12 protein-coding genes are annotated in these 13,025 nt (G+C 74.5%); 6 read left to right on the forward strand and 6 right to left on the reverse strand.

Annotated features, from left to right (window positions below):
* The 4 genes from C1I99_RS21460 to C1I99_RS21475 form a co-directional block, all read right to left on the reverse strand.
* Positions 1-491, reverse strand: a 491-nt coding sequence (locus C1I99_RS21460; RefSeq protein ID WP_325049226.1) for a biotin carboxylase N-terminal domain-containing protein, incomplete at its 3' end; no start/stop codon positions are given.
* A 12-nt stretch (positions 492-503) separates the two neighbouring features.
* Positions 504-989 (reverse strand): acetyl-CoA carboxylase biotin carboxyl carrier protein, encoded by a 486-nt coding sequence (gene accB / locus C1I99_RS21465; protein WP_111136026.1) that lies wholly within the window; start codon positions 987-989, stop codon positions 504-506.
* A 146-nt stretch (positions 990-1,135) separates the two neighbouring features.
* Entirely contained in the window at positions 1,136-2,872 is a 1,737-nt protein-coding gene (locus tag C1I99_RS21470) for an acetyl-CoA carboxylase carboxyltransferase subunit alpha (protein WP_111136017.1), read from the reverse strand.
* A complete protein-coding gene (locus tag C1I99_RS21475; protein WP_111136018.1) occupies positions 2,869-3,207 on the reverse strand; it encodes a TcmI family type II polyketide cyclase in 339 nt (112 codons plus the stop codon). The genes C1I99_RS21470 and C1I99_RS21475 overlap by 4 nt, the downstream gene beginning before the upstream one ends.
* 416 nt (positions 3,208-3,623) lie before the next feature.
* Between C1I99_RS21475 and C1I99_RS21485 the strand changes: the two genes are divergently transcribed.
* From C1I99_RS21485 to C1I99_RS21510, 6 genes are all read left to right on the forward strand, one after another.
* A complete protein-coding gene (locus C1I99_RS21485) occupies positions 3,624-4,424 on the forward strand; it encodes an AfsR/SARP family transcriptional regulator (RefSeq protein ID WP_111136019.1) in 801 nt (266 codons plus the stop codon).
* Between the two features lie 169 nt (positions 4,425-4,593).
* On the forward strand, positions 4,594-4,941 hold the full coding sequence (locus tag C1I99_RS21490) for a TcmI family type II polyketide cyclase (protein ID WP_111136027.1): 348 nt from the start codon (positions 4,594-4,596) through the stop codon (positions 4,939-4,941).
* A gap of 14 nt (positions 4,942-4,955) precedes the next feature.
* Entirely contained in the window at positions 4,956-6,305 is a 1,350-nt protein-coding gene (locus C1I99_RS21495) for an FAD-dependent oxidoreductase (protein WP_111136020.1), read from the forward strand.
* 276 nt (positions 6,306-6,581) lie between these two features.
* Positions 6,582-7,421, forward strand: coding sequence for a helix-hairpin-helix domain-containing protein (locus C1I99_RS21500; RefSeq protein ID WP_111136021.1), 840 nt, complete (start codon positions 6,582-6,584; stop codon positions 7,419-7,421).
* A 185-nt stretch (positions 7,422-7,606) separates the two neighbouring features.
* The gene (locus C1I99_RS21505; protein WP_111136022.1) at positions 7,607-8,806 is read left to right on the forward strand and encodes a low temperature requirement protein A; all 1,200 of its coding nucleotides are present in this window, start codon (positions 7,607-7,609) and stop codon (positions 8,804-8,806) included.
* A 185-nt stretch (positions 8,807-8,991) separates the two neighbouring features.
* A complete protein-coding gene (locus C1I99_RS21510; protein WP_111136023.1) occupies positions 8,992-9,198 on the forward strand; it encodes a hypothetical protein in 207 nt (68 codons plus the stop codon).
* A gap of 162 nt (positions 9,199-9,360) precedes the next feature.
* Here C1I99_RS21510 and C1I99_RS21515 read toward each other — a convergent pair whose 3' ends face one another.
* A complete protein-coding gene (locus tag C1I99_RS21515; RefSeq protein WP_111136024.1) occupies positions 9,361-10,905 on the reverse strand; it encodes a right-handed parallel beta-helix repeat-containing protein in 1,545 nt (514 codons plus the stop codon).
* Positions 10,906-11,087: 182 nt separating this feature from the next.
* The gene (locus C1I99_RS21520; RefSeq protein WP_111136025.1) at positions 11,088-13,025 is read right to left on the reverse strand and encodes an APC family permease; all 1,938 of its coding nucleotides are present in this window, start codon (positions 13,023-13,025) and stop codon (positions 11,088-11,090) included.

The raw sequence follows: 13,025 nt of genomic DNA on the forward strand, positions 1-13,025 counted from the left end.
CCGCCGCCCGCCGCCGCCTTGACGATCACCGGGTAGCCCACCTCGGCGGCCACCTCCGCCGCCCGCTCGGCGGTCGGCACCGGCGCCACGCTGCCCGGCGGCAGCGGCAGCCCGGCCCGGCGCATCAGCGCCCGGGCCGAGGACTTGTCGGCCAGCGCGGACATCACCTGCGGCGGCGGGCCGATGAAGGTCAGGCCGTTGTCGGCGCAGATCTCGGCGAAGTCGGCGTCCTCGGAGAGGAACCCGTAGCCGGGATGCACCGCCTGCGCGCCGACCAGCCGGGCCGCCTCCACGATCGCGGCGGGGTTGAGGTAGCTGCGGCGGCTCGCCGCCGGCCCGATCAGGACGGCCTGGTCGGCCAGGCGCACCGCCACCGAGTCGGCGTCCGCGGTGGAGTAGACCACGGCGGTACGCACCCCGAGCTCCCGGCAGGCGCGCAGCACCCGCAGCGCGATCTCACCCCGGTTGGCGATCAGCACCTTCTCGAACATCGCGCCACCACCTCAGGCCGGGTCCAGGGCGACCAGCGGCTGGTCGTACTCGACCGGCTGGCCGTCGGCGACCAGGATCGCGGCCACCCGGCCGGACCGGTCGGCGGTCACCTCGTTCATCAGCTTCATCGCCTCGACGATGCCGATCACCTGGCCGGCACGGACCAGGTCACCGACGGCGACGAACGGCGCGGCCCCGGGCTCGGGCGCCCGGTAGAAGGTGCCGACGATCGGCGACCGGACGGTCATCGGGCCGGGCGGCTGCGCCGCCGCGTCCGGCGGGGGCACGGCCGGGACGTCGTCCGGCCGGACCCGTTCGGCTGGGCCGTGCCACTCCACCTCCAGCACCGTGTCGCCGCTGCGCAGCCGTACCCGGCGGACCGGGCCGGCGAGTTCGGCGACGAGGTGGCGGGCGTGCCGGCGCAGGCCGGCCAGCACCCCGTCCACCCCGGCCGGCGCGGCCCCGCCGCCGTGCGGCGCGTCGGCGGCCGGCGGCATCTCGCCGGTGCGGGCCGGCGCCGGCTCACTCGGCGGCGTCCCGCCGGGGAGCTCGGGCACCTCCTCCCGGCCCGGCCGGATCCCGTCGGGCGGGGCGGGCACGGCTGCGGGCCGGGCCCCGGTGTCGGCGCGGGTCGGTCCGCCGCTCACCGGGCACCGCCCCGCGTTGCGGCGCGGGCGGCGCCGAAGCGGCGGAAGCGCTGGCGTCGCCGGCGCACCAGCGTCGCGGGCGGCACGTCGAGCAGCGGCAGCAGGTTGGCCCGGACCGCGTCGCGCAGCGACCGGGCGGTGGCTTCCGGATCGTGGTGCGCGGCCGGCACGGGCTCGGGGACGAGGTCGTCGACGATGCCGAGGCGGTACAGGTCCGGCCCGGTCAACCGCAGCGCGCGGGCCGCCTGGGGGGCGTCGCCCCGGTCCGGCCAGAGGATGGCCGCGCAGCCCTCGGGGCTGATCACCGAGTAGACGGCGTGCTGGAGCATCAGCACCCGGTCGGCCACCGCCAGGGCCAGCGCTCCGCCGCTGCCGCCCTCACCGGTGATCACCGCGACCACCGGGGTGGGCAGCACGGTCAGGGCGAGGATGTTCTCCGCGATGGCCGCCGCCTGGCCCTGCTCCTCCGCGCCCACCCCGGGATCCGCCCCGGGGGTGTCGACCAGGGTGACCACCGGCAGGCCGAGCCGGGCGGCGAGCCGCATCAGCCGCAGCGCCTTGCGGTGCCCGGCCGGGCTGGCCATGCCGAAGTTGCGGGTCACCAGCTCGGCGGTGGTGTGCCCCTTCTGGTGGCCGATCACCATGACCGGCCGGCCGTCGAGCCGGGCCAGCCCGCCGACCACCGCCGGGCAGTCCGCGCCGAGCCGATCGCCGTGCAGCTCGACGAAGCCGTCGAAGGCCGAGTCGAGATAGTCCAGTGTGGTCGGCCGACCGGGGTGACGGGCCAGCCGGACCGTATCCCAGGCGTCGGCGGCCGCGGGCGGGCCGGCCGGCTGCGGCGCGGGGGACGGGTCGGCCGGCGCGCTCGCGCCGCCGCCGGTCGGGCCCGGTGCCGGCTCCTGCCGGGGTACGGCGGCGCGAGGGCGGCGCCCGGCCCGGGCCGCGGCGAGCAGCGCCACGAGCCGGCCGCGCATCGCGTGCCGGGGCACCACCATGTCCACCTGGCCGTGCCGGAGCAGGAAGTCGGCGGTCTGGAAGCCCTCCGGCAGCGCCCGGCCGGTGACCTGCCGGATCACCCGGGGCCCGGCGAAGCCCATCCGGGCGCCGCTCTCGGCGAGCACCACGTCGGTGTTCGTGGCGAACGAGGCGGCCACTCCCCCGTACGTCGGGTCGGTGAGCACGCTGACGGTGAGCACTCCCGCCTCCCGCAGCGCGGCGACCGCCTGGCTGACGGTGGCCATCTGCATCAGCGACAGCACGCCCTCCTGCATCCGGGCCCCGCCGCTGGCGGTGACCAGGATCAGCGGGGTCCGCTGCGCCAGCGCGCGTTCGGCGGCGCGGGTGATGAGCTCCCCGACGACGCAGCCGAGGCTGCCGCCGAGGAACCGGAAGTCCATCACGGCCAGCACGCAGGGGTGCCGCCCGACCGTCGCGGTGCCGCAGACGACGGCCTCGGCCAGGCCGGTGCCGGCCCGGGCGGCGGTGAGCCGGCGCGGGTACGGCAGCACGTCGACGAAGCCGATCGGGTCGACCTCGGCCGGCCGGTCCGGCAGGGCGGTGAACGACGCCGGGTCAACCAGCTGCGCCAGGCGGTCGGGCGCGGCGAGGCGGGCGTGCCGCCCGCATTCTGGGCAGACGTCGAGGTTGCGGCGCAGCCGTTTGCGGTACAGCAGCGTGGCGCAGCCGGCGCAGCGGGACCAGAGCTGCCCCTCGCGGGGCGCGGTCGCGGTCACGACCGCCGCCCGGCGGGCGCGGCGTCGAAGCGGTAGAAGCAGCGCGCCATCGCGTCGCGGGGGGAGCGCCAGCCCGGCAGGTACGGCGAGACGTACGGCCGCAGCCGGGCGCTGACCCGGTCGAACTCGGGGTGCCCGCGGGCCGCCTCCACCGCGCCCTCGCCCGGCAGGTCGGTCTCCAGCAGGTGCACGTAGAGATCGTGCAGCCGGTACAGCGACCGGTGCCGGACACCGACCAGGCGCGGCAGCTCGGTCGCGTCGGACTCGGCGAAGATCTCGGCCACCTGCGCCTCGGCGGTCGGCACCACCTTCGCGACGATCAGCGAACGGTCCATGGAACGGGCCTCCCCCCAAACGCACCCGACGTCGGTGACGCCGGCGCCGGCCGAGCCGGACGACTGCCCGACACGATGCGGACACCGGCGTCACGGCGGCGTCACCGGAGCACCCCGCCCGGCAACCCGCCACCGTGACGGTGCGTTGACGCATCCTGTGCATTCGCTGTGTCACCCGCGCTCCGACCTGCGACTCTTCGCAGTTCAGAACGGGTTTCGCGGTTGCGTTCCGATGCCCGGAATGCCGCCCGCGGCATTGACCCAGAGTGACTATGATTGATAATCTTCGTCACGGTCAGCCCGGCGGCCGCGGCGCACGCCGTGCCGCGGCGGAGCGACCCGACACCGGGGTCATGGGCAGCCGCGCCGGGACACAGCAGAGGAGTCGGGACGAGCGTTCCGCAGGGGGTGCCGCCGTGGCCGCTGATCCGTCCATGTCGACCGGGGACCACCCCGGGATCTCGCTGCACCTGCTCGGCGGCTTCCGGCTGCTGCACGGCGACGCGCCGGTCGTGGTGCCCCGCGGCCTGCAACGGGTCATCGCCCTGATCGGGCTGCGTCCGGGCGCCACCCGCAGCCACCTGGCCGGGCTGCTGTGGCCGGACGCCCCGGAGGACCGGGCGCTGTCGTCGCTGCGGACCGCGTTGTGGCGGCTGCGCCAGGATCCCTGCTGCCCGCTGACCACCACCGGTGACACGGTGCGGCTCGAGCCGGCCGTCGAGGTCGACGTCGACGCACTGGTCGGCACCGCCGCGCGGGTGCGCGACGGGAGCGACCCGTGCCTCGCGGCGGCGCTGGCCGCCGGGCGGCACGACCTGCTCCCCGGCTGGTACGACGACTGGGTGCTGGCGGAGCGGGAGCGGCTGCGCCAGCTGCGGCTGCACATGCTGGAGGAGCTGGCCGGGCAGCACCTCGCCGCAGGGCGGCACGGCGAGGCCTTGGAGGCCGCGCTGGAGGCGATGGCCGCCGAGCCGCTGCGCGAGACGCCGCACCGGCTGGTGGTCCGCATCCACCTCGCCGAGGGCAACGCCTTCGAGGCCGTGCACGCCTTCTACGTCTACCGCGACCTGCTGCTGCGGGAGCTGCGCCTGGAACCGTCGGCGGCGATGACCGCCCTGCTGGACGAGACCCTCGCGCCGATCCGCGAGGCCACCCGGGACGCACCCGCCGAACCGCGCCGCACCCCCACCACCCGGGTCGGCCCCGTGGCCCGCTGATCGGCGCACCCGGGCCGGAGCCGCCGGCCCGGGTAGCCGGACCGGTGCCGTCACGGCGTCACCGGCGCCGGCACGCGGGTGACGGGGAGGTGACAGCTCGGCCGGCAGGGTGGGCGGTACGCAGTCCCTGGTCTCCGCCGCGCGGAGCACCACCGCCGAGAGGGGTCCCATGAGCCGTCTAGTGATCGTCAGCAGGATCATCCCGGGCGCGGAGGGTCGGGTGGCGCAGATCTTCGCCGAGTCCGACGCGACGGAGCTGCCCGGCCTGACCGGCGTCCGACACCGGTCCCTGTACTGCCTGCACGACGTGTGCGTACACCTGATGGAGACCGCGGACGTCGACCCGGACGCGCTGGCCGGGGCCCGAAACCACCCGCTCTACCGCCAGGTCAACGAGCGGCTGTCGGCGCATACCTCGCCGTACCTGCCGACCTGGCGCTCGCCCCGCGACGCGATCGCCGGCTGCTTCTACCGGTGGGACGCCGCCGACGCGGCGTCGCCGCACCCGGCTGGTTGAGCGGGACGCCCGCGATGTCACCCAGACCGCCCCACGTACTGATCATCGGGGCCGGCACCGGCGGGCTGTGCCTGGCGCACGGGCTGCGCCGGGCCGGGATCGGCGTCTCCGTCTACGAGCGGTACCGCACCCGCGGCGAAGGGCTGCTCGGCTACCGGGTGGGCATCGGACCGACCGGCAGCCGGGCGTTGCGGGAGTGCCTGCCGCCGGAGCTGTTCGACACCTACCTGGTCACCTGCGCCCGGTCCCCCCGGTACTTCAACGTGGTCACCCAACGGCTGCGCGAGACGGCGTCGTTGCCGCTGCGGCCGGACACCGACCCGGTCGACACCGAGCGCTCGGTGGCCCGGATGACGCTGCGCCAGGTCCTGCTCACCGGCATGGAGGACGTGGTGCACTTCGACCGGACCTTCACGCGGTACGAGCAGCACGACGACGGCACCGTCACCGCCCACTTCGCCGACGGCAGCACCGCCACGGGCGATCTGCTGGTCGCGGCGGATGGCACGCAGTCCGCGGTCCGCCGCCAGTACCTCCCGCAGGCGGTCGTCCGGGACGCCGGCACCATCAACATCGCCACCCGCATCCCGCTGACCGCACACACCCGGGCCCTGCTGCCGGAACGCGTGCAGCAGGGCATCTCCCTGATCTTCGGCACCGGCGGGATGATGGGTGTGCTGCACGTGATGGAGTTCAAATGGGACCGCGACGGCGCGGTCAAGCCCGGCGTCAGCGACGCCGACACCGCGCTGCTGCACCAGTGGCCCGGCCTGGCGCACGACAACACCCGCGACAACATCAACCTGATCATCTGGAGCGCCGCCCGGCGCTTCCCGGCCGACGTCATGCGGCGCCGCGGCGAGGAGCTGATCGCGCTCGCCCTGGAACTCACCCGCAACTGGCACCCCCACCTGCGCGAACTGCTGGCCCGTGCCGACCCGGACAGCGCCCTGCCGATCAGGGTGGCCACCTCGGAGCCGGTGCCACCCTGGAAGAGCAGCACGGTCACGCTGCTCGGTGACGCGATCCACACCATGACGCCGGGACGGGGGGTGGGTGCGAACACCGCGCTGCGCGACGCCGCCCTGCTCCGCCGGCAGCTCATCCTCGCCGCCGCCGACGACAAGACGCTGCTGCAGGCGGTGGCCGACTACGAGGCCGCGATGCTGCCGTACGGGTTCGCCCGGGTCGCCGACTCGCTCAACCGCAGCGGCACCAACGGGGACGACCGGATGTACAAGCCGGTGGTGGGCCGGCTCGCCCTGCTCGGGGCGCGCGGCTACTTCGGCCTCACCAGCCGGGTACCCCGGCTGCGCAGGAAGTTCGTCGACGACTTCTACACCTACCGCGGCGAGGAGGACTGACCGTCCCACCACGACCCCGGTGCCCCCGGCGGCACCGGGGTCGTCGCGTACCCCTCGGTCGCCGGTGCGCACCGGCGTGCCGTCCGCTGCCGGGTGTCCCGACCGGACCGGCCCCGCACCACGACCGTGCGTGGCCCGCCGGCCACCGGCGGTACACCCCGTCCCATCAGGGCGGCGAGAGGCCGGACCACCCTGTCGCCCGAACCGTGCGTATGCGAAGCTGCGGCGAGTTTTTCTCGACTCTGTGTGCGATGTGTAACGAGAGGGAGGTTTGCCGTGGCGTGGTCATTCGGGCACTGGCTGATACTGATCGTGGCTCTGCTGGCGGGCCTGGCGGCCGGCTGGGTGTGGCGCGGCCGGCGCGACACGGCGGCCACCGGGCAGGACTCGCCCGTCGTGGACGGTGGGCCGGGCGTGGGTACGACCGCCGTGGTGGCCGCTCCGGCGCCCACCGCCACCACTGACACCGAGCGGCCCGAGGCAACCGTCGACCCGGCTCCGGCCGCGGTCGCCGAACCACCCGCCCCGGGCGACGCCGATCCGACCCCGACCGCAGTGGACCCGGTCGGCACGGACGTCACGACCGACGGCGACGGGACCGACGCCGTCGAGCCGGCGCAGCCGGCCGCTCCGGCGGAGGAGCCGGCCGCCGCCGAGCTGGCCGCCACCGCCGAGCCGGTCCCCACCACCGAGCCGCTCGCGGCCGCCGAGCCGGCCACCGACGCGGAGCCGGTCGCCACCGCGGAGCCGGTCGCCGATGCGACACCGGGCGAGGCGGAGACCGGACCGCAGCCCGCGGCGGCACCGGCGCGGGCCGCGGTGGCCACTCCGCCGGTCCGCCCGGTACCGGCCGCCACCAGCGAGGTCGCCGACGACTTCCGCCGGATCCAGGGCGTCGGTCCGAAGATGGCCGCCGCGCTGCAGGCCGCGGGCATCCGGACCTACCGGCAGCTGGCGGAGCTGGACGAGGCCGGGTTGCGCGAGACGATCCGGGCGGCCGGGCTGCGCGCCGCGCCCGGCCTGGCAACGTGGCCGCAGCAGGCGAAGGTGCTCGCCGATGGGCCCGACGAGGCCGCGGCGGCCCTGTCGGCGGCGGTACCCGGCGACGACGCCTGAGCGGGCCAGGGGGGTTCCGGGCGCCGCCCACGTGATGTCCGCCGCCGGCGGGCACCCGGGGTCGGCGCCCGGAATTGGCCACCACCCGGAAAGTCGGCAATGGCTGACAGGGCGGACGAGCCCTCGCTACCGTCGGGTCAGGGCCGGAGGGCCCCGAGCCGATCCCGGTACCGCAGGAGCAACCCGTGCAGTCCGCCGCACCGGAGCCTGCCCCGCGCCGGGGCCCCGTCCGGGACGAGGAGTCACCCCGCCGGGTGACCCTGCTCGAACTCTTCTTCGACCTGGTCTACGTGGTCGCGCTCGCCTTCATCTCCCGCGGGCTGGTCACCAACCTGAGCTGGCACAGCGCCGGCCAGGCATTGATCATGCTGGCGGCGATCTGGTGGACCTGGGCGATCACCACCCTGGTCACCGACATGTACGACCCCGAACGCAACGAGATCAAGCTACTGATCGCGGCGGTCATGTTCGGGGCGTTGCTGATGACCACCGCCATCCCGGGCGCGTTCGGGGCCCACGGGCTGGTCTTCGCCGGCGCGTACGTGGCGATCCACATCGGCCGGGGGCTGTTCCTCATGCCCGCCGTGCGCCGAGAGCCGCAGACACAGCGCCGGGCGGCCCGGATCGTCGTCTGGTTCGCCATCTCGGCCGTGCCGTGGATCGCGGGCGCGCTGGTCGCCGGCGACGCCCGGATGGGCCTGTGGGCCCTCGCCCTGACCATCGACTACCTCGGCTTCCGGCTCGCCTATCCGGTGCCCGGCCTCGGCGTGGTGCCCGAGAGCCAACGCCACGTCACCGCCGAGCACCTCTCGGAGCGCTACCAGCAGTTCTTCATCATCGCCCTCGGCGACGCCATCCTGACCATCGGCACGATGTTCAGTCTGGAACACCACGAGCTGGAGCACATCGCGGCGCTCGCGGTGGCCTTCGCCACCACGCTGCTGCTCTGGCGGATCTACGTGCACAAGTCCGGCGAGTTGCTGCCCCTGGCCATCGCCACCGCGCAGGTGCCGAACAAGTTCCTCTACACCGCCCCCTACACCCACCTGCTCATGGTCGCCGGGGTGGTCACCACCGCCGCGGGCTTCGACCTGTTCCTGCACGAGCCGGGGACCCACAGCCCACCGGCCTGGGCCGCGGTCATCCTCGGCGGCCCGGCGCTGTTCCTGATCGGACGGGCCGCCTTCGAGTACGAGGTGTTCAGCCGGGTCTCGCTGTCCCGCCCCGGCGGGCTGCTGGCCCTGCTCACCGTCGCGCCGGCCGCCGTCTTCCTGCCGCCACTGTTCGCCGCCCTCGCGGCCATGGTGGTCCTCGCCGCTGTGGCCGTGGCCGACGCCCGACGCAGCCGGGGCAAGCCACCGGAGGCGCCTGCCCCACCGCACTGAGGGGCGTCTCAGGCCACCGGGGCCAGCGGCCGGCCCGCGGCGACCCGTCACCCGCCATACCCGCCGGGTCGGTCACCGCCGCCCAACGCCGGCCGATGCCCGCCGTTGGGCGGCACCGTTAGCCGTTCGCCGCGATTGGGTACCACGCCCTGCACCTCGGTCCACCACACCCCCTGGAGGCAGCGATGCGTGGCACGTCGATATTCGGAGCCCTCGTCGTGATCTGGTTGATCATCGGTGCGGTCGCCGCCGGCCAGCGCGGCTACTACAGCGGCGACGACACCAACTGCGCCGAGGCGGGCACGGTCCTGGTGACCATCGTCGCCGGGCCGCTGAACTACGCCGGCGCCAACCCGAAGGTCGACTGCGAGCTGCCCCAACCGTCCGAATAGGAGCTATCCGCCCGGCTTGCGGGCGGCCCGGGCGGGCCGCGCGTGACCGGGGTAGGCGACCGGGCGCCTCCGGCCCGACCGGTCCGATCGCGACGATCGTCCCGGACGGGCCGGAGGCGCCCGCGCCGGTGCCGGCCCCGGGACGGGGCCGGCACCGGCCGGTCAGCGGAAGCAGTGCGCGATCGGCACCCGGCTGCCCGCGCAGTTGGTGGGTTCGTTGTCGACGAGGTCGGTCTCGTCATCGACCCTGACCCGGGCCTTGTCCGCGAAGACACCGGCTGGCTGCACGGTGGCGGAGTTGCCGGTCACCGCGCTGCGATAGAGGGAGAACTGCCCGAGCGTGGCGAAGATGCCCCCGCCGGTCGACGCGGTGCCGACGGCGTCGTTGCCGTGCACGCCGCTCCGGCGCACCAGCACGTTCGACTTCTCCGCGTAGACGCCGCCGCCCTTGCCGCGAGCGGTGTTCCCGGCGACGATACTGTCGTCGAGCGGCACGAGGCCCTGGAAGGTGGAGATGCCGCCGCCGTTGCCGGTGGCGGTGTTGTCCCGAATCTCGAGGCGGCGCAGGAAGATCAGGGCGTCGGAGTTGGCGATGCCGCCGCCGACCTGGGCGATGTTGCCGAGCACCTTGGTCTCGACGACCCGCGTCCGGGCGGAGAAGCTGGCGAGGCCGCCGCCCTGCGCCGCGTCGTTGTGCACGAAGGTGCTGGTGTGCACCTCGGCGGCACCCCGGTAGTTGCCGAGCCCGCCGCCGTACCCGACGGCGCTGTTGTCCCGGAAGTGCGATCCGTGCACGGCCAGCACACCGCCGTTGAGCAGGCCCCCGCCCTTGCCCGCGGTGCCGGCGGCCCGGTTGCCGATGAACGTGCTGTCGGTGACCACCATGTTGCCGTCGTTGAAGATCCCACCGCCGCCGCCCTCGGCCGACAGCGAGGTGCTGCCGATGATGGTGGTGCGCTCGACGATGGCGGAGGCGCCGTGCACGACGTGGATGCTGCCGCCCTCCGCCAACGACCGGCCGTTGCGCAGGATCACCTCGCGCAGGGTCAGGTCCCCGCCGTCGCGCACCGTGAAGAACCGGAACTCCTCGGCGTGCACCCCGCGCTCGATGGTGGCGCCCTCGCCGTGGATGGTGATCGGGTGGTAGATGACCGGCAGGCCCGCCTTGTCGTGCTGCGGGTTACGCCGGGGCGCCTCGGCGTCACCGGGGTTCTCCGCGCTGTCGGCGGCCTCCCGGGCGTCGCGGATCCCGCCGTCGTAATCGTCCGGCTGCGCGAAGGCGTGGGTGAGGGTGTAGCGGCACTTCGGTGCCAACCGCAGGTCGCCGCCACCCTCGGCGTTGACCCGCACCAGCGCGGCGATGAGTTCGCCGGAGTCGCACGGCACGGCGACCGCCTCCCGGTGCCCGCCGTCGGGGCGTCCACCGTCGGGCGGCCCGACGGCGTCCCGCTCCTCCGGGCGGCCCTCGCGGTCCTTCCCGCGCGGTTCGCGGTCCGGCTCGCCCGGGTGCCCCGGGCCGGTCTCGTCGGCGCGCATGACCATGGCCGGCCGGCCCGCGCCGGCCAGGGCCGGATCGCCGGCCGCGGCCGCGCCGGCGGCACCCGCCGTGCCGGCCACCAACCCGCCGGCCACCAACCCGCCGGCTAAGAACCACGGGGACCGCCGCCTAGGTCGCGTCGCCCGCCGGCTCCTGTGATACGTGGACATCGAGCCTCCCTGCCTCTCGTGGTGCCTGGCCCGCCGCACCGATCCGGGCGCGGAGTGGCTGTCGTCGCGACCGCCACCGAGAGTCACCATACGACCACTAATCGGACAAGCTTGGCCGTACATGAATAAAAGTGCGCTTCGGCTTCACACTCGCTGATCCGGCGCGAGGGGCGTCAGCCCGCTCAGCCGCCGACGTGGATGCCGGGACGGCGGACCGGGTCGGGCTCGCTCTTGCGGAGGATCTCCCGGACCACCGGCGGGGTGTCGCCCCGACCGAGGATGAGGTAGCGCAGCAGGTGCGCGATCGGGTTCCCCTCGGACCACTCGAAGTGCGCGTGCGGGCGTACCCCGGTGGCGTCGCGCAGCGCCAGCAGGATCGCCGCGATGGCGTTCGGCACGGCTGGGCTGCCGGCCCGCAGCACCCGGAACCCGCCCACCTCCACCCCGCTCACCCGCAGCACCCGGCTGAACTCCGACGGGTCCACCACCTCGATCTCCAGGAACAACACGTCGGCGGCGCCGGGCACCGGGTTCATCCCGCGCTGGGTCCGTTCCTTGACCGTGTACTCCTTCAGCGCGCCGGAGGTCGGCTTGTGGGCGATGAGGTGCAGCCGGCCGTCGTGCGCCAGCGACTCGGTGACGAACCGGCGGGCCGCCTCGTCGAACTCGATCCGCTCGGTGCGCAGCTCGGTGGTCCGGGTGACCCGGGAGACCAGCGAGACGGCGATGACGCCGAGGACGAACAGCGCGGAGATGGTGATGCCGTCCGGCTCCTCGATGACGTTCTCGGCCAGTGCGTACAGCAGGACCAGGGTGAGCACGGTGAAACCGGCGGCGACGGCACGCTGCCGGCGGCGGGCCGCGGCGATCGCCACCGCCACCGCGGCGGAGACCATCATGGCCAGGATCCCGGTGGCGTACGCCCCGGCCTGCGCGTTGACGTCGGCCCGGAACACCATGGTGATCACGATGCAGACCAGGGTGTAGACGATCACCACCGGGCGCACCGCCCGGCCCCACTCCGGCGCCATGCCGTAGGTGGGCAGGTAGCGGGGGACGATGTTGATCAGCCCGGCCATCGCCGAGGCGCCGGCGAACCAGAGGATCAGCATGCTGCTGATGTCGTACGCGGTGCCGAAGAGCTCGCCGATGTGCTCGTGGGCGAGGTAGGCCAGCGCCCGACCGCTGGCCGGCCCGCCCGGCTCGAACGCGGCGGGGGGAACGAGCACCGTGGTGACGAACGTGGTCGAGACCAGATACCCCGACATGATCAGCGCGGCGGTGGTGAGCAGGCGACGGGTGTTGCGGATCCGCGCCGCCAGCCGGGCCTCCCGGTCCGCGCCGTCCCCGGCCACCAGCGGCATCATGCTCACCCCGGTCTCGAAACCGGAGAGCCCGAGCACCAGCAGCGGGAAGGCCAGCACGGCGGTCAGCGCCACCTCGCCGGGGCCGCCCCCGGCGGTCAGCGCCACGGTCCAGTCCCCCAGGGTGCCCGGGTCCGCCGCGATCTCGGCCAGCGAGACCGCGACGATCACCGCGTTCAGGGCCAGGAAGACGGCGACCAGCGGGATGGCCACCGCGACCGCCTCCCGGAAACCGAGCAGGAAGACCCCGCCGAGGATCAGCAGCAGCACCACGGTGACGCCGATGGCGACGCCGCTGCCACCGATCCCCTCGGGCAGCAGCGGGTTCTCCAGCAGGTGCACGGTGGCGTCGGCCGAGGAGAGGGTGATCGTGATGATCCAGGAGGTGGCCACGAAGCCGAGCAGCACCAGTACGAAGATCTTGCCCCGCCAGAACGGCAGCAGCCGCTCCAGCATCGCCACCGAGCCCTGCCCGTGCGGGCTCTCCCGGGCCACCCGGCGGTACATCGGCAGCATCCCGAACAGGCTCAGCGCGACGATCAACAGGGTGGCCAGCGGGGAGAGCGCCCCGGCGGCCACTGCCGCGATGCCCGGCAGGTACGACAGGGTGGAGAAGTAGTCCACGCCGGTCAGGCACATCACCTGCCACCAGGCGTGCGTGCGGGCGTGCCCCTCCTCGGTCTCCGGGCCGACCGGCTGCACCCGGTGCATGAAGAGCCACCGGCGCAGCCGGCTGGGCGGTGGCTCTTCATGCAC

It is taken from the genome of Micromonospora deserti (assembly GCF_003236335.1).
In the GTDB taxonomy this organism is placed as follows: domain Bacteria; phylum Actinomycetota; class Actinomycetes; order Mycobacteriales; family Micromonosporaceae; genus Micromonospora; species Micromonospora deserti.